The organism is Vibrio sp. QJM3NY_35 (genome assembly GCF_057785915.1).
Window position 1 is genome coordinate 1909469 of the sequence record NZ_CM173507.1, and the last position, 22250, is coordinate 1931718.

Genomic DNA, 22250 nt, shown 5'->3' on the forward strand with positions numbered 1-22250 from the left:
AAAGGCTCCCGGGGGAGCCTTTGATTATGTTTCTAGTGACTATTCGCTTATGTTTTTATTTTAAAATGCTTCTTCGAGCGTTTGTTCATTCTTTTTTCCTGTATGTTTTTCAACGGTTTCTACCTCTTTCAAGCGCGCTGTAAAGTGTCTTAACACAGGCGGTTCATAGGTAAAGTCGAGCCCTTTTACTTTCCCTGCGTTCTCTTTCACTTTTTCGAATGCTTCGATAATGAAATCCATGTGGGTTTGTGTGTACGTCGCTCTTGGAATAGTAAGACGCAATAGCTCCGCAGGGCATGAATGCTGTTCACCTGTTGCTGGGTCGCGGCCTTGCAGCAATGAACCAATCTCAACCGCTCTGATACCTGCAACCTTGTAAAGTTCACACGCTAAAGCATGCGCTGGGAACTGACCTGCCGGAATATGAGGAAGCAGTTTACCTGCATCCACAAACGCAGCATGTCCACCTGCTTGCTGGCACACGATACCCATTGCTTCTAGTCCATTAACGAGATATTGAACCTGGCCAATGCGGTACTCCAACCAATCTTGACGCATACCGTCATAAAGGCCAACCGCAAGACGCTCCATCGCGCCACCTTCTAAGCCACCATAGGTTGGGAAGCCCTCTTGAACTACACACAGTGTTCGACACTCTGTGTACACATCCATGAAAGAATCGTCTTTGAAGCACAACAAGCCACCCATTTGCACCATCGCATCTTTCTTTGCAGACATAGCTAAACCATCCGCGTATTTGTAAGACTCACGCGTGATTTGCTCGATTGTCCAATCTTGATAACCCGCTTCGCGCTGTTGAATGAAGAAGGCATTTTCAGCGTAGCGAGCAGAATCCATAATCACTGGAATATCGTACTTCTGAGCCACGTCATACACAGCTTTCAAGTTCGCGATTGATACCGGCTGTCCACCAGCCGAGTTACAGGTAATGGTACTCACGATGTAAGGAACGTTGGCAGCGCCCGCTTCTAAGATCGCTTCTTCCAGTTTCACAACGTCGAAGTTGCCTTTAAAGTCGGCATTCACTGAAGTATCGAACGCTTCTTTGGTGTAGACGTTTTTCGCTACACAACAGTTCACTTGTGTGTGGCCTTGTGTTGTATCGAAGAAGTAGTTAGACAGGGCGACCATTTTGCTGCGATCCAATCCCTTTTCCATTTCACGCTTCTTGATAAGAACAGGAATGTAGATCTGCTCGGCTCCACGCCCTTGGTGTGTTGGAATCGTCAGTTGGTAACCAAAAATATCTTTCACTGCATTCGCCAACGCATAGTAACTTCGGCTACCACTGTAAGCTTCATCACCCATTAGCATCGCAGCTTGCATGCGTTGGGTGATAGAACCTGTACCACTGTCGGTCAGTAAGTCGATAAACACATCATCACTATCCAGTAAGAATGGGTTCATGCCCGCGTCAACAATGGCTTGCTCACGATATGCAGAGGTTGTTCTTTTTACTGGTTCTACAACGCGAATACGAAACGGTTCTGGTAGATGCTTGAAGTTTTCCATAATAGTACCTTTCAACAAATTCAGCCTAAACGGGAAAAGCCAAATTCATTATTTTTAAATGTCACGAGTCATCACCATTAATTTAACGCACGATCACTCTCGTGATAATTACGATGAAAAATTAATAGCTAGAAATAATTTATTTAATCAATAACGTATTGATTAGGTTCCAATTAATAATGACTAGGAGATAAGAACTGCATGCACCAAAACACAAAAATCGAACGCATGAGTTACGACATTTCTTAAAGACAAAATTAACAGGATTGGGCAAAGCTCAAGGCTCTGCTGGCGCGTGACGCCTAGAGGGTACTACTCTGAAGAAAGGTGGAACGAGAGCTGATGATCTAAAGTATACCAAGCTAACAAGGTTAGCCATGTTGTTGATTGCCATTTCAGATACATGTTCACAATATATCCCTACGTTGAAATCAAAGTGATCCGAAATTTAAATATAGTGTAATTGTTTTATAAATACAGCGAAAGAAAGTATAAATGTGATCAATATTTAGAATGGCAATTAAATACCATAGCGTGTCATATAAACTGTGAATCCCATCAGTTTATATACTATTAAACTAGTTCGTTGAGTTACTTAATAATATCGAATCTCTTTTAAACTCAATACTTATCTAATAAGGGGCGAAGATGGCTGTTTTCTAAAAAGCTCTCATCTAATAAAGCCAAGTACTAAAACTCGCCGATCTAGAATAACTAAGTTCTGATGAGCCTCAAGCCCCACCAGAACCGTATTCGCAGTGAATGACTTACTTTTTCTTCACAACTTGCTTGATGGCCATTTCAGCCAGTTTTGGTGTCGCTGCCTTCAGTGCACTTGGTGCTACCTTCTTACCGGCCTTCACTACTTTGTTCAGTTGGCCTTTAACCGACGTCCCTCTTTTCATGGCTTCTAAACGTTGGCGGTTTCTTTGCACATTATTAGCATCAGCTATGCCTTCGATTAGCATCTGCTTGAGTGCTTCTAAACCAAAAATCGTCTTTTCTGGTGCAATAGCGAGCGGCAACACGATATCAGACTGCAGCAATATATGGTTGTATTCGAGTGCTTGAGCAATGATCTTTGCTTTGGCCGATGTTGGGTTCTCTAAGTCATACGGAGGCTGCCACTCATCAACAGGCTTTAATCGGTCGACCTGATTCACAACCGAAACAACGATTGGCTTCTTGCGTGAGATGTTTTTAGGATCGTCATAGAAAGCATCAAACTTGCCCTTCAATTGCTTATCCAGTTCACGAGCCGATTGATTGGCCTTAAGAACCCAAAGTACAACATCGGCTTGGGTCATCTCTTTAAGCATCAGAGCTTCGGTTTTGGCATTGCCATCAAGCCCTTGAAGATCAACAACGCGAACATCATTGTCGTCAACAAACGCGTTGTACACCGTTGAAGTGTCGGTTGATGGCAGCACATCCACTTCTGCAACCAACTCTTGCTTAAGGGCATTAGTCAGTGAGGATTTACCCGAGCTTGTTTGCCCCACCAGCACAATTCGTACGGGCTCTAATTCAGGAGCAAAGCGTTGTTCGTCGAGTTCAGAAACATCGGACGCTTTAAGTGCTTCATCTTCAATGCTGAAACGTCCGCTATAGAGATCAATCGCCACCGCCGCAACTTCATCTAATAAGGCTTGTTTAGCGGCGTATTGCATGTCATCAACCACACCTCTTGTCATTGAAGATGTCGCTTGCTCTCTACCTAAATCAGAAACAACTTTTAGCGGGTTCAAATAGAGGTTTTTGAGGTGGTTCCCCCAAATAGCGGCCTTAACGATCTTCTGCCCTAGCTCACCATATTTATCATAGGCTGCGTAGCCCGCCTTAATGTAAGAAACCTTGAGATACTCAATGCCCGGTATATGCTCTCGCACTACCAATTTGTAGCGTCGGCTTACCTCTTCGAACAGCTTTAGCCCTTCAGGAATCGAGAAATCGAGCGATTTCTTATCAAACTTTTTCGCCACAAACTCAAGTACCTCTAAACCGGTTTGGTCTAGGTTGCCCCACTCTATGTCGACCATTAATTGTTGGCGTACATGGTGTTTTGAATCATTCCAGATCGACAGTTCTTTTTGAGACCAATCAGTCGAAGCCTTAACCAATGCATCGTTGATATCAGCTTTGTTATGTTGTGATTCAGATTCAGAAGCATCTTCGCCAAGGCCGTCGCTCTCTTTATTTGAGAAGGGCTCCGTACTTGACGATCGGCGTGAAGAGCGGCTTGAATAATCGCGTGAAGAACGACTAGAAATGAACAAGGGAATGGTGAATACCAAGGTACTCACGGCAATGGCAATCGACATTTCGAGTAGGTAACCGTATTTGACCGCCAAGAACACACCAAAGCCCATCATGATAATGCTTGGGAAGATGGCCGAAATCAGGGCAATGCCCCAACGGCCGTTCGATAACACCGCCAGTAATCGAAATAGGTTTCTAATTTTCTTCATAGCCCGACGCCGCCTTTCCTTTTTTCAGGGATTCTTTGTAGATTTTCTGCATCTCTTGTTCAGACACTTCTTCACCTTTGTTCTTATGATAGAAGTAAAAACAAGCCGCGCGACCTAAACCATAAGAGGTGCCGAAACTCATTGCCGCTGCAGCCACCGCCCCTACCGTTTGACCATAAACCGGAATCAGCTTTATCAACTGTCGAGTGCCCAATTTCATTCCGTATTGCAACGCAAAGCTGCTTCCCAAAGTGCCTATCAACTCGCTAAAGACTCTCTTGTTCCATTCAACCCCATACTGGTTTGCCAAACTGTGAAGCATCTTCGCTTGAATGGCAGGCACAGACACCAAGCCAACACCCGGAATCAGATCGCTCGCTGCGGCACTTCCTGCATACCAAAGCACTTCGTTTTCTACTTGATCAAAGTTGGCTTCTTCCTGTGTGGAATGCTCTTTGTCTTGCACCATCATTCCAATAACAGGAAGAATACTGGTCAGCTTTTCTAACAAAACGTCATAGTTATATATTGAACCACTGTTATTGCTCAAATCATCCGTTTCAAAATCCACCGCGACGGATTCAAAGCTCTTACCCCAAACCGTTTCTACTTGATTAGAATTGAACTGAATTTGTCTTGCTCGGTCGGTTTCACTGGAAGACAACACCGCCGTATGAACAAGCAGCAAATGCTTAATTTTCTTTTGCTTCTTAATCTGTTTCAGAGCAGCAATTACCGAGGATTGTTCAGGTTCATCTGCTTTCATCACCACGACTAACGCATTACCAGCCTGACCAATCTCTTCTAGGTCTTCTTTCGCATCGTAATTCGCTTCACTTAAACCTCTAGTATCAAGAAAGCGCATCACCGGTTTGTCTTGCGGAAACTCATACGACATCGCCGTCATGGTACATGGCGCAAATCCATTGCCGACTTCAACAGAAGAGTCACCCGTGACCGCTTGAATAAACGATGACTTGCCTGCGCCCGTTTTACCCAACAACCATAAGGTCGGTAGATGCTTACGCTGATATTCATGAGCCTGAGTCAAGTCTGGGTTCTTGCTCGGATTAATGAAGTCTTTTATTTGATCAAACATGTTTAGAGTAACGCTCACTTGATGTTGAGATTCGAGTTGATGACAAAGCAATACTGACTTATATAATCACAAATCATATTAAACTTATGTTTGTTCAGTCGCACAGGTTTACAATGCCTAAACGCTTGTTTTTATTTGCGCGCTCATTTTTGATAGACGCTTTTTGATACGTGCGGGTATCATCGTATTGATTCACGCATCGAACGAACATTAACAAACACAGAGAGCTCAAAGAGAAGTATGGAACAAATTTATTTAGCTGGCGGTTGCTTGTGGGGTGTACAAGAATTTATTAAGTACGTTCCTGGTGTTATCAGCACAGAAGCCGGCCGTGCAAATGGAAGCGCCCAGCCAACAGAAAACAAGACGGCTCAAAGCGACGGCATACAAAGCGATTACAATGGCTACGCGGAGTGCGTACAAATTGAATTTGATCCAAGCATCACGTCAGTAACGATTTTGATGGAACACTTGTTTGAGATTATCGACCCTTACAGCGTCAATAAACAAGGTGTTGATGTCGGAGAGAAATACCGCACAGGCGTGTACAGCATTAATGCAGAACACTTAACCGAAGCTAAGCACTATATTTCTTCAAGAGATGATGCCGACCGTATCGCTGTTGAGGTGTTGCCATTGACCAATTATGTTGCCAGCGATGACATCCACCAGCATCACTTAAGTCACTTCCCTGAAGATCACCACTTATGTCATATCCCTTGGGAACTGCTGCATAAGTATAGATCACAGTAGTCTCGACGTAAGATTGAGATGGTCACGGCCTAAGATCGATAAAGCCTCAACAGACATTATCTGTTGAGGCTTTTTAAGTGTTATGGTCAGGACTGCTATCGTGAATTGATTTGATAGCTCAAACCATTAAACCATTAAACCATTAAACCATTAAACCATTAAACCATTGACCTTTAGCCATTAGCCATTAGCCATTAACTAATAAATTACTTAGTCGTATTCTCAAGTACGTAGTCCGGACCCGCTGTTTCAGCCGTCACGACCGCAAGTTTAGACACGTCTGCGCCTTCACCTTGGTAAGCGTTAATACCGTTTTCTACAACAACTTTTGGCAGCTCAATCGAGTAGCCTTCGATCAGTTCAGAATCCGTTACTTGACCTACGTAAGTTTCGTCTGTGTAGGTTGCGCCAACTAATGGGAAGTCTTGCGTTGCACGTACACTTACAAACTCAGGTGACTGCGAGTTATCAACCACGTTGTGTTTAAACGCCACATCAACGCCCGCATAAATGCCTTCCACTTCTGCGTTGTCAAACAAACTTACACGGTGGCTTTGGTTGCCGTAAACAATGCCCCACTCAGTATCGACTAGAGAGTTGTTCTCGATGGTGATGTTTTTCGGTGTCCACTGCTTGTTCAGCTCTTTGCCTTTCACCGATTGATCTAACTGCTCACCATTCGCTACGTCGATGATGCCTGTGTTGATAACAATGCCGCCACGTAGGTCAGCGTTGCCTTCAATCAAGCCATCGCGGCCTCGAGTGTTTGCAATGTAGTTATTGCGGATCACATGGTCTTCATCGTAGATACGGACGCCGCCCGTTAGACGCTTTCCATTACCAAGAATCATGTTGTTCTCAACCGTGTTGCCTTTTCCGTGACGCAGTGAAATAAGCGCCGTGCTTTGGAAAATCGTATTGCCTGAGATCGTGTTGTCGCCCGACTTAATCGAGATAAGCTCACGCTCACCATCCATATCGATCATTAGGTTGTTCACGAACTTAGAACTTGAATCCCACTGTGAAGCTTTAGAATCACCAATACGGATCGCTTCCCAGCTGTTGCCGTTGTAACGAATCGCTTCTTTGATGTCGAATTCGTTGAACTGGTTAGGCTTTTGATCCATGAAGATGTTATTTGCGATCAGGTGGTTGTCAGCTGTGTCATCTTTTTGTACACCAATCAAAGTGCCGCGTTTTTGCTTACCTTCGAAACGGTTGTTGATGACTTTGCCATCTTTACCCCATAGAGAAACCCAAAGGTACTTTGGATACTCAGAACGACGCTCGTCTGGCTCGTACGTGTAATCGTGGTTGAAGTAGTAGAATGTTGAGTTTTGAAGCGTATTGCCATTACCCATCATACGAACTGCACCAAAGCGTTCGTTAGGGCCGCCTTCAGTAAATACCAAGCCATCAAGCGTGATGTCATCGCCTTTCAGTTCAAACTGAATCAAGCCCGTGATCCACGCAGAACCTGCTTGCTCTGCCTTGATAGTGATATCATTCGCCGTGATCGTCACTTGACCTAAGTTCGCGTATTTACCGGCAGGAATCACCACTTCGTCGCCATCTTTTAGGTTTTCAAATTGTGCTTTAAGCGCAGCCACTTGTTCTTCTGAAGCAACGGCTAAAGTGTCGCCATCTACCTCAGTTAAGCGGTCACTGCTCAATAGGTAACTACGGTCGATTTCGCTAATAGCTGGCGCAGCTTGTTTAGCGACACTGACTACAGGTGCTGTTTTTTCTTGTGTTGTACACCCAGTTGCAAAAGCAAGCGTGAACGCGCTAATAATGCTTACCGATAATAGTTTTTTGTTCATCGTACATCTCACGTTAAATATTGGATTATAAAAATGACGACCACCCGTTCAGGTGGCCGTGATGTTATTTAGGATGCGTATTAAATTAGCCTTCGGCTGGAGTCACTTCGTCTTGTTGCTCGACTTTGTCATCGACTGCTTTAACAAGTAACAGACCGACGGAGAATACAATCAAGCCACATAGAACGAACACCATGCGTCCCCACATTGGGTTAGGCAGTACGAACATTGTCATTACGCCCACACCCGCAACTGCGATAAGTGAACCCAACATACGACGTTGCTTGTTATCCAGTTTCTTCTGCTCGTTACTTTCAGCAACCAATGGTGTCGCTAGGTTGTTGAAGAACTTGTCTACGTCTTTCTCACGGTGCTCAGAAAGAGGCTTGTAGAACAGAGTAGATAGTACGAAGAAGCCAGCAGTAAATACGATATGACCAATAAGGCCGATAGCCACTTTCAGGTCAGCCCACTCACGGCCTGTCAGTTCATTCAAGCCGAACCAGTTTTGGATCATGTCAGCCGTGATAACGAAACCAACGAAGTAAGAAACCACACCACCTACAACTAGCGTGCCCCAGCCTGCCCAATCCGGTGTTTTACGGATGAAGAAGCCACAGAATGCTGGAATGGTCATTGGGAAGCCGATCAATGCGCCCACGTACATCATGGTGTCGAAAAGGCTCAGACCTTTAAGAGAGTTGATGAACAGAGCAACCAAGATGATCGCGATACCGAAGAAGGTAGACGTTAGTTTAGAAACAACCATTAGCTCTTTCTCTGTCGCTTTAGGACGAAGAATCGGCTCGTAGAAGTTCTTAACGAAGATACCTGAGTTACGGTTTAGACCTGAGTCCATTGAAGACATAGTTGCTGCGAACATAGCGGCAATCAAAAGACCAACCATACCTGCAGGCATGTATTCTTGAACGAAGTAAAGGTAAGCGAAGTCAGCGGCTTTGCTGCCAGCGTCAGGGTAAGCTGCTGCTAAATCAACACCTTGACCTGCCATGAACCAAGAAGGCATGAACCAGATGATTGGACCAAGCGTCATTAGTACACAAGCAAGTAGAGCTGCTTTACGTGCGTTATTTGAATCTTTCGCAGCAAGGTAGCGGTAAGAGTTAAGCATGTTGTTGGTGATGCTGAACTGCTTTAAGAAGATGAACACAGCCCAGATGCTGAAGATGCTCATGTAGTTCAGGTTATCACCCGTAATGAATGAATCTGTTGGGAAGTCATTAACGATCTGCGTAACGCCGCCACCGTGGTAAATCGCAACCACAGCACACGTCACCGTTACCGCCATGATGATAACCATCTGCATAAAGTCAGATGCGATTACCGCCCAAGAGCCACCTGTTACTGACATTACTAGTACAACCAGACCCGTTAGGACAATCGTCGTTGTCATATCAAAGCCGAAGATACCTGATGCGATGATCGCAAGACCGTTCAACCAGATACCTGCAGAGATAACGCTGTTTGGCATGCCAGACCAAGTAAATACTTGCTCATTCACCTTACCGAAACGCATACGAATCGCTTCAATTACCGTCACAACGCGCAGTTGGCGGAACTTCGGAGCGAAGTAAAGATAGTTCATTAGGTAACCGAATGCGTTCGCGATGAAGATAATCGCCACGGCAAAACCATCGGTAAAGGCTTTACCTGCTGCACCAGTAAATGTCCAAGCACTGAACTGGGTCATAAATGCGGTTGCACCTACCATCCACCACAGCATATTACCTCCCCCACGGAAGTAATCACTTGTCGTACTTGTAAACGTTCGGAACATCCATCCTATCGCAATTAAGAATAGGAAGTAGATGCCAACTATCAGGGTATTGAGTTCCATCGTTAGACCTTTTATTTATGTTTTTTTGTTGAGGTCACTATAGATAGATGGCAAGTATATTTGTACTACAATAATCTAAATGCGTGACAATGATCTTACAGTCTGACACTTAATTAATCATACAAGTGATCGAGTTCAAAGTTGCACCACCTAGGAGCGCAATTCCTCAAGTCAGTGCAGTTATCCGCACTAAATTTCGACCAAAACCCCGAAAGACATGAACAAAGTCTCTAAAAATCGAAGAGTCATCGTTAAAAACTATTATTCGTCACGATCAAAGCTCAAAGAAGAACAGTAAAAATATCGTTAAATATAATTTATAAAAATAAATCAAACCAATCTTATTTGTAGTACAAATAAGATTGGGGATTTGCTTTTAAAAGTTCCCTATATTAGGTAGCCAATAATGAAAACTTGAAAACCACTATTAGATACTGACAGGGATACACGGAAGTGAAATGCTTTTAACACACCCGTTACACTTTCCCCGTCCAATAAAAAGGTGTCATTATGAAGAAATACGTTCCAATCTTAATTGCTCTTAGTACGGTATCTTCTATGAGCTATGCAGCAACACCACGTGAAGATGCTGTTGACTACTTACAGATGCGTAAAGGCGTGGCTTACCAAGTAAACCATTCAAAACCTTTCACTGGTCAATTTGAAGAGAAGTTCGATAACGGCCAAGTCGCGACCCAAGCTCAGTTTGCCGATGGCTTAGAACTTGGGCTAGAAACTAACTGGTATCCGAATGGCCAAGTCGCTTCTAAAGTGAATTACGTAAAAGGTGAACTGCAAGGCAAAGCTGAAACCTGGTATCCAAACGGACAGAAAAAAGCAGAACTCAATTATAAAGACAATGAACTATCAGGCACCGCCTCTCGCTGGTATCCCAATGGGGAACAAAGCCTGACAGCTGAATACAGCGACGGACAAAAAGATGGATTGGTAACGGACTACTACCCGAACGGTAATAAGGCCAGCCAAGCGAAGTTTGATGAAGGTGAAGTCGCGAACGGAAAACTTACTCGCTGGAATACTAACGGTGACAAGGTTGAAGAACTGACCTTTAAAGACCACAAAGTCACCTCTAAACAGGTGTGGATGCCTACAGAAAGCTAAGCATCAAGAACGGCTCTCACAGAGCTCTTTGATATGGCTAAACGCCTGCTGTTAAAGTCAGCAGCTACGCATCTGAAACTAAGCAACAAGAGAAGAGAAACGAACATTCATGTGACCAAGCGTGAATGTTCGTGGCTTTGATGCTGTAACAGACTCACTTGAGCGTGCTGTCATCAACCTAAAAGCCTATTCTTAAGCCGCGGTTTACACGCTTATTGAGCCTCAAACGACTCTCTACTCAAATTGCAAATAAAAAAAACGCTCATGTTGCCTGTATCAACATGAGCGCAAGGGTAGCTCTTCGACTACCATCTCCTACCTTTCTAGATGAAAGCAGAAGTTATAATTAGAATAGTTGGGAGCAATAATCAAAATGCTTTCGCAAGCACTTCAACGATTTCTTCTTTGTCGCTGATGAGAACAACGGGTAACTATTCGAACCCTGTTCATTCCTATCAAGTTCGTACTCATATAGCAGGCTATGTCACTGCCTTGCCTACTACATTTCAAACCTTCTCTGATTGAGCTTTAAATCACCTCAAGTAAATGCCTTATGTTCTTAAAGCGATTGGATTTAATCCATTTAGCTTCAAGACCATTCTTACTTATTCGGCTTCACACCGTCAGTTCATGCAATCAACACAGCAAAGTTATGTGTTGCTACAGAAAGTTAGTAAATAATAATGTATTACAAATAAAAATAACATCTAAAGATTCAATTTTTTGCTGTAGCGCACATTTATTGACGAACAAAACTCTTCAAAATCATTATCAACAGGCAAATAAAATATTAAAAATCATAAACTTATCAGCTCAATTCAACTTTGTAACCCTTTGTAAATAGTGGTTTTGTCCTAACAACACGATCTAATTCACAGATCATCACGCCTCGGATTGTTAGTGTATTTGTATTATTTAAATGCAAATCTAGAGTTGAGGAAAAACTTAATAACCTCAATCACTGGATGCAATGAAAGCTAGAACTACTCTATTTGGCTTGAGACTAAAGCCATTATTAAACCTATAAATATGGAACTAATACCATGAATAAAACTAAAATCGTGATTGCTGTGGCATCTGTATTAACTGCTGGCTCTGTATCGGCGGCGTCTTTCGATGTAAGACACGAATACAAAAGTCATACAGATCAACACGCTACCCGTGTAAAGCTTGGCGATAGCATTGGCAACTTCCTTGTAGATATCGAAGCAAAATTCAAGGGAGAAGACGGTAAATTCATGGAAGATTTGAAGAACAATGGTTGGGAGCTTGGTCTAAATTACCGTCATGTACTTAACGATAACTGGACAATGACTTACGGTATGCCAATTGAAGGTCGTGAATCTGGCGTTACATACAAGCCTCAAGTTCGTGCAACATACAAAGTGGATAGCGTTGATGGCCTGAGCCTAAGTGCTCGTTACCGTTACGATATGAGACAGAACACTAGCGCAACTGAGTACCAGGTCGACGATAATGATGAAATTGTCGGTATTGAGAAAAACATTGAAAACCAACGCCGTCACCGTCTAACGGCAAACGTTAACTACTCAATGGAAAACTGGCGCTTTGGTTTTGAAGGTAACTACTACAAAGCTGATGGCTACGATATCTACGACAACGATGATACTAACTACGAGTTAAACGCAAGCATTCGCCATATTATGGGTCAATGGGCACCATATGTAGAGTTTGGTGATGTGAGCACTTCAGCAGAGAAAGCAACTCGCGAACTACGTAGCCGTGTTGGTCTAACTTACAGCTTCTAATCGATAGCTACATGAATAATCTAAGATAATTACTGTCCTAATTTTCTAAGACCTAAACAAAAGCCAGCTTAATCGCTGGCTTTTTTTCCTTTAAAATCAGTAAAGTAAGAGCCGCGCACTTGCAGCTCTTTTTCCTAGTGACTAATCCGATAGAGAAAGGCAACGGTCACATTATCGTTAGGCACAACTCGCTTCTGCTGAGCCAAAAACAATTCCGCTGTCGAAACGGCATCGGCTAATGCATTGTGGCTGTTGTACTCAGGAAGCCCGTACCTTTCGCGAGTCCCTGCCAGAGTTAAATCGACTTCTTCATGATTGCTGATCGCTTTCTCCATGCTTTTCTCAATACACAAGGTATCAAGCCAAAGCAGAGGAATCGCTCGTAAACCGTAGCAGCGAAGAAGGTATTGGCTAATGAACTTCTCTTCGACCACACAAGCGTGCGCGACAATGATCTTGCCTTTTGCTGCTTCGAAAAATGTCAGCATCGCATCATGAATAGACGCGCCCTCTTCCAACATTTGCGGCGTAATATGGTTAATCACGGCGGTTTCAGCGTTGATCTGCGAATCGTTATTCAGATAAATATGTTTGGCGGACGCTAAGTCTATTCGCCCCTTGACCACATCGACCCAACCCATGGACAAAATCAGATCTTGTTCGCTGTCTAGACCCGTGGTCTCAAGATCCAACACGATATAGTCACTGTCTTTGGCCAAGTCCGTCATTTCAGGGCAAGGCTGATCTACGAGATCATGTAACGCTTCTGGCAACTTAACCGTTCCCAGATATTGCTTACGTTTACGTTTAATTCGCTCAAGCGGATGAAAGTAATTTAAAAACGATTTCATTAACGTGCTCCGAAACGAATTTTCGCCGCTTCTTGAAGGTCAGCAATGATCCTAAAGGCATCTTTCAAGTGTTTACGTTCAAAGCTACCAAAGCTATCTGGGTTGATGTTGTTGTCAGGCACATCCCCGTTCTTCAACGCTTCAAGTTGATGTCCAAAACGGAAAGAGAGAATGAACTGGTAAGCACCCAGAATGTTCTTGAATGCATCGTCGCTCAGCATGCCTTTTTCATTGGCAGCAGCGAAACGTTCGTCTGTCGCCGACAAATCGCACTCGACAGCAAGACCATAAATACGCGCTAAGTCGATAATCAAGTTGATCGCGTACTTCTTCACATTCAGCGTTTTCTTATTCTCACCTGACTTCTCAAGCACTAAGCTATTGAAGATGCCAAGTGGCGGGTTGGTATTGACCGCGTCTTTCACTAGTGTGCTTAAAAACTCACGGTTACCGCGAATATTGCTGTGTAACTCATCGCGAAGAATACCTTCGAACTCACTGTTGCCGTAGATAGTACGAATTTCTAGGAACACACTGATATTAAGCAAGCGTTCGTACTCTGGGTTAGCCACCCACTTCTTGTAGTAGTGCTTCCATACACTGAGTGGCTGACACCATTTTGGCGTCGCAGCCATGAATTTACCTGGACATAATGGGTAATGACAGCTTGCTAAGCCGTTGGTCACCATCATCGCTAAGTGTTTGAAGTAAATACGGTCACTGTCGGTTGCATCGTCAGCAAGAACAATCGCGCTGTCTTGGTCCGACAACATGTGCACTTCATTACGTGCGTGCGATCCGGCTACGATCCAAGAGAAATCACACGGTGGTGGGCCTAACTTATCAATCGCTATTTGAATCAATCGACGGGTGTAGGCGTCCATAATCATGGTCATTACCTTGCCGACGGTTTCAGGCGCCACTTTACCTTCCACCAGCGCTTCAAAAATAGCTTGTCGCTCTGAGGTGAACGAAGACATGGTTTTCACGCTGCCCGCGTATTTGATTTTCTCGATCAAGAATATCGCTTGAACACGGTGGTTTTGAACCAAATGAGACGTAGTAAGAAGACCAACGACCTTATTCTCTTTCACAACGGGCAAGTTCCGGATATTAAATTGCATCATGATAGAGGCCGCATGCAGCACCAGATCATCCGGTTTTACAGTAAGTGGAGAGTGCGTCATTACCTCAGAGATCAAACTATCAGTACTCACGCCGTGGGCGATCACTCGCTTAGTCATGTCTCGGTCGGTGATCAGACCAACAATGGTTTCACCTTCATAGATCACGGCACAAGGTGAGCGTTGATGAAGCATTTCAACCGCAACCGACTGGATGGTTTGCTCAGACTTAACAATCGCAACCTGCCCGCTTGCTACTTCTTCGACTTTACGAATGAATAGGCCTTTCTCTTTATTTGACCAAACCACATCCAGTGCCGACTTCAAGCGAACCTGCGCCTGTGAAGCAAAGTGTTCTGCGCAACTTGGAAAGGCTTTGAAAAGCGTTTGAAGTGCCGAGTGTGGAATCACATAAAGTAAGGTGTTTTCTATTGCGACAGCTCTATAGCCTTTTTCATCGTTGACTTCAGAATCTAAGAACGTAAAGCCGAACAAATCTTCACTGCCTAGACGAGCACGAAGCACACCATCCGATTTTCGTTGCTCCATAGAGCCCGTTCGAATGATATAGAGCGATTTTTCCTTCCCCGACTCACACAAATCAACCACATCTCCCTTACCGAGATAAGTAATTTGAACGTTAGAGGCAAGTTCGCGAAGTGCTTGTTTAGGGATCTTATCGAATGGGTCGATTTGACCTATGAATTGAAGAATATTTGGCAGTAGAGACTGGGGCATAATCACACTCACAATAATTTAATTAGTATTATTATATAACTTAAAATACTAGTTACTAGTGATTTTAATAAAACGGTAAATAATAGATTAAATATTGGACACCGGTCAGGTTTTCATCAAATTTAAATACAAAAAAAGCACGTATTGAACGTGCTTTTTAGGTGTCAGTTTGTTTTAACTAAGATTTTTAGATCATTATCTTTCTAAAAGCAAAGTCTTGTTAAAACTAAAGCTTTTTAAAACAATCAGCTAGCCACGGGTAATCTGTGGTTCGTTTCCAACAAGTGACTTGCAGACGCTTGGCGCGCTTTGTCACTGTTACCTGCCATAATTGCTTCATAAATTTGGCGGTGTTCGTTAATACACGTACTTCCCTCTTCAGAAGAGTGAGAAATAAAGTTAACAAACATGGTCGTTAAGATGTTACCAAACGGCAGGTAGAAGTCGTTGCCCGTTGCGTTGAAAATCAGGCTGTGGAACTTCATATCAATATCTAGCCAACGCTCTTGATCAAGCGTTTCTTCGCTAGAAATTTCTACCATTTGTTGGAAAATACCAGACAACTCAATGCGTTGTTCTGCACTCGCGAACTGAGCAGCTAAAGCACACGCTTCTGGTTCAATCGCACGGCGTAAACCCAAGAACTGGTGACAAAACTGGTCTGTATCTGCTAGGCCATCCATCCACTCGATCAATTGTGGATCGAGGAAGTTCCAGAATGCGCGGTCAACCACACGAGTACCAATCTTAGGACGAGATTCTAATAGGCCTTTTGAAGTCAGAAGCTTAACCGCTTCTCTTAATGCTGTTCTACTGATACCAAATTGCTCACACAGAGCCATCTCACCAGGGATAATAGAACCTTGAGGCAAATTGCCCGACAAAATACCACGGGCGATTTCACGTGCAACTTGCACATGAAGGCTTCGCTTAGAGCCTGAAATAGAGTTGAAAGAGCCAGCCATGTGTCTACTTACTGATTAGATATGTATTATTTAACTCGGACTATAGCACTGATTTATATCTGCACCAACTCAGTATAAGAATAACGTGAGGTCAACCCTGATATAGTCTAGAGCAATATTTCACTCATCTTATCTCTATTCAACACATTAGACCTCTTTAATCCATTTATTCATACAAATAGTTCTTATTTACACTTTTTGAGTATGCGCGAACTCACAAAACCACTCTTACTCTCACTATTTATGTCGTTAATGATCGGTTTTGAGATGAACATCCTTGAATATAGCAAGTGTTATTGTATGATTTATTGACGCAAATAATCTACAATATAGGCGACTCTGATGTTTAACGATTTAAAAGGCAAACGCATTCTAATTACTGGCTCTACTGCTGGTATGGGCTTAGCTACCGCACGTATTTTTGCAAAGTATGGTGCAAAGATTGGCATCAATAGTCGTGCTTTCAGCCCAAAAGTGGATGACGTTCTAACAGAACTCACTGCACTGGGTGGCGATGTTGCATTTTTTCCTGCAAACCTAATGAACACATTGGAGTGCGAAAGGTTAGTCAAAGAGTTCACTGATCATTTTGGTGGCATGGACGCGTTGATTAACAACGCCGGTGGCCTTGGTGGTCGCGCCAATCTAGAAAATATCGATGATGAGTTTTATGAGCGCGTAATGAACCTTAACGTTCGCTCTGCTCTGATGACAACTAAGTTCTCTATCCCGCACTTACGCGCCTCTGCTGCTGAGTCTGGGCAAACATCTTGTGTGATTAGCACGGGCTCTATTGCCGCTCGCGAAGGCGGTGGTGTAGGTGCTGGCATCTATGCCGCATCTAAAGCTTGGTTACACGACATTCACCGCAATTGGGTGAAAGAGTTCGCACAAGACAATATCCGTTTCAACATTGTTTCACCGGGCACTATCGATACCGCATTTCACGATGGTAAAAGCGACGATTTGAAAGCGACCATTGCTAACAACATTCCAATGGGACGCTTTGGCAATATTGATGAAGTTGCTCCTTCATTTGCTTTCTTTGCATCGCACGCCTGCAGCGGTTACATCACAGGTCAAATCCTAGATGTTAATGGCGGACAAATAACACCTTAGTTAGCTGGTTTATATAAGCTCACTCAGCGATTTAAGTTCGCCACATTATATAGGGTCAAAAGACCCGAGTAGATGAGGGAAAACCTCACACTAAATTCGACGTATACACTGACACTAAACGCCAGATTCGTTTGGCTTTTAGTGTTTTCAAAGTTTCAATTTCAGGTGGTTTAAATGTCAATATTTACATTGGTGGAAGATTCAAGCCGCCGAATTCATGTTCAAGTGGCGAGACAAATTGCTCGCAAGATCTTGTCAGGCGAGTTAGAAGAAAATCAAAAGTTACCCAGCGAAATGGAGCTGTGCGAAATCTTTGGAGTGAGCAGAACTGCCCTTCGAGAATCAACTAAGCTACTTTCGGCGAAAGGTTTAATCGAGTCGAAGCCAAAAGTGGGCACTCGTATCAAACCGAGAACACAGTGGCACTTCTTGGACCCGCAATTGCTGTACTGGATTCAAGATTTAGAAGATACCAAACCGTTCTTGTCTCAATTCTTAGGCTTAAGAAAAGCGATTGACCCGGAAGCGTGTGCACTCGCTGCAACCAATGCAACCGTTGAGCAACGCAAAGAGCTTTCGATTCTTTTCCAGAAGATGACCATCGCAGCAAATAGCTTCGATTATGAAGAGTGGACGACCAACGATCACCTGTTTCACCAAACGATTTTCTTATCGACAGGTAATCAGTTTTACATTCCATTCGCGAACATTCTGTCGACTATCTTCAAGCAGTTTATCGACCACTCCGCTGAAGGCGGTCGCTTCTGTTTAGAAGAACACAAAGCGATTTACGACTCGATAATGTCAGGCGATGCCAAGCAAGCTCGAATTGCTTCTCAAGTCCTGCTAGACGATGAGAACCAAAAACTCTCTAGGGTTGAATTAGCCATCGCATAACTGAGATTAACCAAACTGACTTGTGTTTCAAAGACACAAGTCAGTCTTGTTTTAGCACCCATTTTTTAACCATCAACTACCGTAGTGTTTTCTTCTTTAAACGCTCTACTCCGTCACCTCAGAGAAAGCTTACGGTTATACACATAAGGTGTTGTTTGTGTCTTCGCAATCGTACGTAAGGAAAAACTTTTCTCTCGCCTGGCCCCTCGCCTTAAACGGTATCTTAATGCAGTCGATGTTGATGATCGACACACTGCTTGTCTCTCCTCTTGGTGAAATCCCTTTAGCTGCAATGGGGATTGCGACGACTATCGTTGCATTTGTACTGGGAATTCAAATGGCGCTGGCAAATGGCACTCAGTTAGTATTAAGCCGTGCAGTGGGCTCTGGCATCGCCGCGTCATTGTCTAAAGCATTTTGGGCAGGGTTATTTATCAACCTTGGCGTCGCAACGCTGTTTTGGCTTCTACTTACTTTTTTCGAACAACCCTTGATTCAAGCATTAACAGACGACGCTTCTCTTCATTCAGAAATCAGCCGCTATCTAGATATCTCGAAATACATCGTTATTTTCACAGCATTGACGCAAGTGATCATTGCTTTATTTAATGCGCTAGGCAGAACCAAAGTCCCATTTAAAGGTTACTTAATTGAACTGCCTATCAATGCTGTACTCTCATATGTGCTGATTCATGGTTTCTCTAATTTTGACGGCATTGGTGTACAAGGCGCTGCGCTAGGCAGCATTATCGCAATAACGATCCGCTTGCTGTATTTGGTTTTGTGCGTGTATTTAAGCTCAGCGATTTCACTCAAATTAGACGCTCAGCGATCTGAATTCTTTACAAACGTTCGCCGTCACTTTATCGAAATATTCCCCGTAGCAGCGAACGTGACCATGCTTTTGATTGGCGCAACGATATATCAATTGTTGTATTCGCAACTTAACATCAACGCTTACGTAGCGATTACTTTGGTGATGCCTTGGATCAGGGCTGTCTCTCAATTTATTACCGCTTGGGCTCACTCTTCCGCGATTACTATCAGCCAAGCGATTGGCTCCAAAAAGATGGATGACCTAGTCAAAAACGTCGATACCAGTATCGATATTGCAGTCGTCATTTCTTTCGTTTGTGCACTCTTATTCGCAGGATTAAGTCTGGTCATTGGTGACATTTACCCGAGCTTGGATGAGTCTACCTATCAAGCATTGGCCGTTATCGCCCCACTCTACATATTCTTGCCAATTGTTCGTGGCTACAACACGGTTCATGGGAATGTACTAAGAGCACTAGGAAAAACGACCGCAGTCTTCAAAATCAACTTTACTGGTCAATGGGTAATTTCAATTCCACTGTGTGCATTGATCATCTTTGGTTTAGATGGCTCTATCTTTTGGGCCTTTGCTATCCAACCATTCGAAGAAGTCGTTAAAGCTTTCCCATTCCGTCACTTGGCTCGAAAGTCTCTAAAAGAGTTTGATGCCGACAAAGCTAAAGAGTTGATGTATGACTAAACTCGATATCGAGTTGCCGTCCTAAAATCTTTCTACGCTTTCTGATTACAACCTTGTCTTTTGACAAGGTTGTATTGTTTCAGCTGTACCGTTCATTGGTAAGCTTCATTGCACTCTCGCTGATACCCGGCTCATCTTAAATCTCATAGAAAACAAAAAGACCACTCAACATTTGGTTAAGTGGTCTTCAAAAACATTCCTTAAGGCCTGTATCTAGCTAGCCTACTGGTTATGCTATGTACTATTTGCCGTTCAACTTAAGTGCCGAGAAAGTCACACTGTTGTAGTCGCCATTCTTTTTATCGACAGCGAAATCGCCAGTACCGCCACAACCTGGCCCCCATACAGGGTGAGAATCGCTCACACTACATTGGCCGTATGCGCCCGCTTTGTAATAGAAATCATCTTCAGCATAACCCGTTGGTGAGTCAAACTCATCAATACCCTTGCTCAGATCGATTTCATACTTAACCGTATCGTGACGTTCTGTTTCAAACGTTAGGTACATCATGGTGCCTTTCACTTCCACTTTGTATCTAAACTCTTCACCAAGAGCAATGCCTGCTTCACCCGGTTCCGCTGGGTTTTCCCAAGTGTTACCCCAAACAGGGTAAGCGATATCGGCACGGTTAGGATCTTTTTTCTCTAGGTTACGCTCATAGTTCCAAAATACTGAACCCATCTCTTGATCAGGAAACTTCTTATAGAAGATCTTTAGTGGTTCATTACCATGCCCGTAACCAGTTCCAGCTTTGATTAACTCATTATGTTTTTTAGCGTGAATCTGACCAACAACCACCGAGTGAGCTGGGTACTTTTCTGGGTACTTAGCGTTAATCGCTACGTGATTCACTTTTAGGGTCGCTTCTAGCGTGCCGCCAACGGCACTGTACTCGCTTGCTGATGGATGGCTAGACAATGCCCATTGGTTACCTTTGTCAGCAGTATCGATAGAGAAGTCAGCACCACGCGGCATCTGGCGTAACTCAGAACGGGCGTTTTTCGAGTTTTTCGTCGTAATCGCTTGGTTCTGAACTTCAAATACAAGGTTGCCGTCTTTATCAAGATGGAAGAAATCACTATGTGAGTAGCTCATCATAGCGACCCCTTCTATTTCATCAACGCGACCATCTTCATTAATATCTGAAGGTATGGTTATTTTCCAATTATGCATATCGAATTTATCGGCAGGTACGGGGTAAGAAACACCGTTATTTGCGAACGACACAATAGGTACTGCTGATAGCAAAGCTACAGCAAGCATATTTTTTTTGAACATCCAAATTATCCTTAATAACAAACGAGTATTTGTAGACCCATCAATATTAAATTAGGCAGTACTACCCTAATCTGTAATAACAGGTTTATTTTTTATTGAATAAGCTAACTTGTAGAAATGGGCTTCGCTTTCACCATTTTTAAATTGGTTATAAACGCCAGCCTTATAATAACTCACCATATCTTTCCAATAGCTAATGTCGTGATTAACTACAGTGCTGTCGTTATGGTTGATGATTAATCTTTGGTTACCTACGTAAATATCAAATTTGTCCGAGCCTTTTTCAGCTATCGGGCCAAGCGGTAACTTTATATAAGCTTTCTTACATTCCGCTGAGCCTTTATTGCCGCTCTTGGAGCTGCAGTTAACCGCATTATTTTTTATGATTGCCCAATACCAATCGGTCTTACCGCTTCTATTTGCATCATAAACCACGCGAACCAACGGATGAGGTATATATCCTTCTCCATGGGAATCCTGTTTGCCATCGTAATACGTACCCTTGTTATGCACTTGCAAGTACGTCATTTCATCTCGTTTCTTTTCGCTATTTTTAACCGAATCACGAGGGTTAATAGGCATAAACTCAGCGCTTAAATGGTGGTATTTACTGGGTTCATCGATTTTGAAGTTGTCATTAACACGGAGCTCACTGCGGTTTTTATAGCCCGCCATTTTAAAGACTAACGCTTGAGTCGGTTCATCAAGATAAAAATGTTCAAACACCACCCCATCGAACTCACCTTTACTCGCATAGTCCTTTTTATTCCCGAGCTTCCCCTTAGGATCAGACATTTGCAGCTTAGAAACTTTCAAAATCTCTTTGAATTGAGAGGAATCAGCAGGGATTCCTAAATCGGACGCATACGCCCCTAACGAAAGAGAAGTTGCTGCGGCTAAGCATATTAAGTTTTTCATTTTTCTTACTCGACCAACCATTTGGTAAACGTACAGACCATCGAACCAACAAACTAACCAATGAAATAAAGACAGTTTGATTCCAGCTATCCAGGTCATGTTGTTACGACCACTGATAAAACATTTGTATTATTTTATCACATGATTATTGTGTTTCTTGGACAAGTGGGGAAATTGAGAGACCAGTCATTATTGAGATTAAACACAGTATTAAAAGTGGGATATTCATAACACTTTGCTATATGACGAGTTCAAAAAGTTACATTTGTTATCTATAGCGCCATATTTTAACAATTAAGGGCATTTTTCGTTGGAATTATAGCAATTTTCGTGACTCACAACTGAATTAACAAACTAGTCAATACTCCATTTATTCGCATTGAGTACCAGCTCACGGTTTTTCATAAACTTAACATAT

16 protein-coding genes are annotated in these 22250 nt (G+C 43.2%); 6 read left to right on the forward strand and 10 right to left on the reverse strand.

The genetic code is table 11. From position 1 onward, the window contains the following. Positions 1-60: 60 nt before the first annotated feature. The 3 genes from tnaA to AC3CH3_RS08775 form a co-directional block, all read right to left on the reverse strand. Positions 61-1533, reverse strand: a complete 1473-nt coding sequence (gene tnaA, locus AC3CH3_RS08765; protein ID WP_488536980.1) for a tryptophanase — start codon at positions 1531-1533, stop codon at positions 61-63. Between the two features lie 767 nt (positions 1534-2300). After that, entirely contained in the window at positions 2301-4001 is a 1701-nt protein-coding gene (locus tag AC3CH3_RS08770) for a GTPase family protein (RefSeq protein WP_488536981.1), read from the reverse strand. Next, positions 3988-5100: a YcjF family protein gene (locus AC3CH3_RS08775; RefSeq protein ID WP_488536982.1), complete on the reverse strand. Its 1113-nt coding sequence runs from the start codon at positions 5098-5100 to the stop codon at positions 3988-3990. The genes AC3CH3_RS08770 and AC3CH3_RS08775 overlap by 14 nt, the downstream gene beginning before the upstream one ends. Positions 5101-5340: 240 nt before the next feature. On the opposite strand from AC3CH3_RS08775, the gene AC3CH3_RS08780 reads away from it, so the two are divergent. After that, positions 5341-5853 carry a peptide-methionine (S)-S-oxide reductase gene (locus AC3CH3_RS08780; protein WP_488536983.1) on the forward strand — a complete coding sequence of 171 codons (513 nt, stop codon included), beginning with the start codon at positions 5341-5343 and terminating at the stop codon, positions 5851-5853. Between the two features lie 206 nt (positions 5854-6059). On the opposite strand, the gene AC3CH3_RS08785 is transcribed toward AC3CH3_RS08780, so the two are convergent. Then, positions 6060-7676 (reverse strand): polysaccharide lyase 6 family protein, encoded by a 1617-nt coding sequence (locus AC3CH3_RS08785; protein WP_019822240.1) that lies wholly within the window; start codon positions 7674-7676, stop codon positions 6060-6062. Positions 7677-7761: 85 nt separating this feature from the next. Then, positions 7762-9534 carry a sodium:solute symporter family transporter gene (locus tag AC3CH3_RS08790; protein ID WP_488536984.1) on the reverse strand — a complete coding sequence of 591 codons (1773 nt, stop codon included), beginning with the start codon at positions 9532-9534 and terminating at the stop codon, positions 7762-7764. Positions 9535-10044: 510 nt separating this feature from the next. Between AC3CH3_RS08790 and AC3CH3_RS08795 the strand changes: the two genes are divergently transcribed. Together AC3CH3_RS08795 and AC3CH3_RS08800 are read left to right on the forward strand one after the other, a co-directional pair. After that, positions 10045-10656 (forward strand): toxin-antitoxin system YwqK family antitoxin, encoded by a 612-nt coding sequence (locus AC3CH3_RS08795; RefSeq protein WP_017061462.1) that lies wholly within the window; start codon positions 10045-10047, stop codon positions 10654-10656. A 1043-nt stretch (positions 10657-11699) separates the two neighbouring features. Next, a complete protein-coding gene (locus AC3CH3_RS08800; RefSeq protein WP_019822235.1) occupies positions 11700-12425 on the forward strand; it encodes an oligogalacturonate-specific porin KdgM family protein in 726 nt (241 codons plus the stop codon). A 134-nt stretch (positions 12426-12559) separates the two neighbouring features. On the opposite strand, the gene AC3CH3_RS08805 is transcribed toward AC3CH3_RS08800, so the two are convergent. The 3 genes from AC3CH3_RS08805 to AC3CH3_RS08815 form a co-directional block, all read right to left on the reverse strand. Continuing rightward, positions 12560-13276, reverse strand: coding sequence for a 3'-5' exonuclease (locus AC3CH3_RS08805; protein ID WP_019822233.1), 717 nt, complete (start codon positions 13274-13276; stop codon positions 12560-12562). Continuing rightward, the gene (locus AC3CH3_RS08810; protein ID WP_017069961.1) at positions 13276-15138 is read right to left on the reverse strand and encodes a DUF294 nucleotidyltransferase-like domain-containing protein; all 1863 of its coding nucleotides are present in this window, start codon (positions 15136-15138) and stop codon (positions 13276-13278) included. The genes AC3CH3_RS08805 and AC3CH3_RS08810 overlap by 1 nt, the downstream gene beginning before the upstream one ends. 245 nt (positions 15139-15383) lie before the next feature. Next, complete coding sequence (locus tag AC3CH3_RS08815) at positions 15384-16103, reverse strand: FadR/GntR family transcriptional regulator (protein WP_019822229.1); 720 nt, start codon at positions 16101-16103, stop codon at positions 15384-15386. A 342-nt stretch (positions 16104-16445) separates the two neighbouring features. On the opposite strand from AC3CH3_RS08815, the gene AC3CH3_RS08820 reads away from it, so the two are divergent. The 3 genes from AC3CH3_RS08820 to AC3CH3_RS08830 all read left to right on the forward strand — a co-directional run bounded on the left by AC3CH3_RS08820 (position 16446) and on the right by AC3CH3_RS08830 (position 19635). Continuing rightward, complete coding sequence (locus tag AC3CH3_RS08820; RefSeq protein WP_019820730.1) at positions 16446-17222, forward strand: SDR family NAD(P)-dependent oxidoreductase; 777 nt, start codon at positions 16446-16448, stop codon at positions 17220-17222. 174 nt (positions 17223-17396) lie between these two features. Further along, positions 17397-18119, forward strand: coding sequence for a FadR/GntR family transcriptional regulator (locus AC3CH3_RS08825; RefSeq protein WP_488536985.1), 723 nt, complete (start codon positions 17397-17399; stop codon positions 18117-18119). Positions 18120-18267: 148 nt separating this feature from the next. Continuing rightward, entirely contained in the window at positions 18268-19635 is a 1368-nt protein-coding gene (locus AC3CH3_RS08830; RefSeq protein ID WP_488536986.1) for an MATE family efflux transporter, read from the forward strand. A gap of 241 nt (positions 19636-19876) precedes the next feature. Here AC3CH3_RS08830 and AC3CH3_RS08835 read toward each other — a convergent pair whose 3' ends face one another. Both AC3CH3_RS08835 and AC3CH3_RS08840 read right to left on the reverse strand, forming a co-directional pair. After that, positions 19877-20914 (reverse strand): polysaccharide lyase family 7 protein, encoded by a 1038-nt coding sequence (locus tag AC3CH3_RS08835; RefSeq protein WP_488536987.1) that lies wholly within the window; start codon positions 20912-20914, stop codon positions 19877-19879. A 66-nt stretch (positions 20915-20980) separates the two neighbouring features. Next, a complete protein-coding gene (locus AC3CH3_RS08840; protein ID WP_488536988.1) occupies positions 20981-21832 on the reverse strand; it encodes a polysaccharide lyase family 7 protein in 852 nt (283 codons plus the stop codon). Positions 21833-22250 lie beyond the last annotated feature (418 nt).

Coding starts and splice junctions, on each gene's coding strand:
- AC3CH3_RS08780 (WP_488536983.1), top strand. CDS start 5,341: ATGGAACAAATTTATTTAGCTGGCGGTTGCTTGTGGGGTGTACAAGAA.
- AC3CH3_RS08800 (WP_019822235.1), top strand. CDS start 11,700: ATGAATAAAACTAAAATCGTGATTGCTGTGGCATCTGTATTAACTGCT.
- AC3CH3_RS08835 (WP_488536987.1), bottom strand. CDS start 20,914: ATGTTCAAAAAAAATATGCTTGCTGTAGCTTTGCTATCAGCAGTACCT.
- AC3CH3_RS08770 (WP_488536981.1), bottom strand. CDS start 4,001: ATGAAGAAAATTAGAAACCTATTTCGATTACTGGCGGTGTTATCGAAC.
- AC3CH3_RS08795 (WP_017061462.1), top strand. CDS start 10,045: ATGAAGAAATACGTTCCAATCTTAATTGCTCTTAGTACGGTATCTTCT.
- AC3CH3_RS08815 (WP_019822229.1), bottom strand. CDS start 16,103: ATGGCTGGCTCTTTCAACTCTATTTCAGGCTCTAAGCGAAGCCTTCAT.
- AC3CH3_RS08810 (WP_017069961.1), bottom strand. CDS start 15,138: ATGCCCCAGTCTCTACTGCCAAATATTCTTCAATTCATAGGTCAAATC.
- AC3CH3_RS08820 (WP_019820730.1), top strand. CDS start 16,446: ATGTTTAACGATTTAAAAGGCAAACGCATTCTAATTACTGGCTCTACT.
- tnaA (WP_488536980.1), bottom strand. CDS start 1,533: ATGGAAAACTTCAAGCATCTACCAGAACCGTTTCGTATTCGCGTTGTA.
- AC3CH3_RS08775 (WP_488536982.1), bottom strand. CDS start 5,100: ATGTTTGATCAAATAAAAGACTTCATTAATCCGAGCAAGAACCCAGAC.
- AC3CH3_RS08805 (WP_019822233.1), bottom strand. CDS start 13,276: ATGAAATCGTTTTTAAATTACTTTCATCCGCTTGAGCGAATTAAACGT.
- AC3CH3_RS08785 (WP_019822240.1), bottom strand. CDS start 7,676: ATGAACAAAAAACTATTATCGGTAAGCATTATTAGCGCGTTCACGCTT.
- AC3CH3_RS08840 (WP_488536988.1), bottom strand. CDS start 21,832: ATGAAAAACTTAATATGCTTAGCCGCAGCAACTTCTCTTTCGTTAGGG.
- AC3CH3_RS08825 (WP_488536985.1), top strand. CDS start 17,397: ATGTCAATATTTACATTGGTGGAAGATTCAAGCCGCCGAATTCATGTT.
- AC3CH3_RS08790 (WP_488536984.1), bottom strand. CDS start 9,534: ATGGAACTCAATACCCTGATAGTTGGCATCTACTTCCTATTCTTAATT.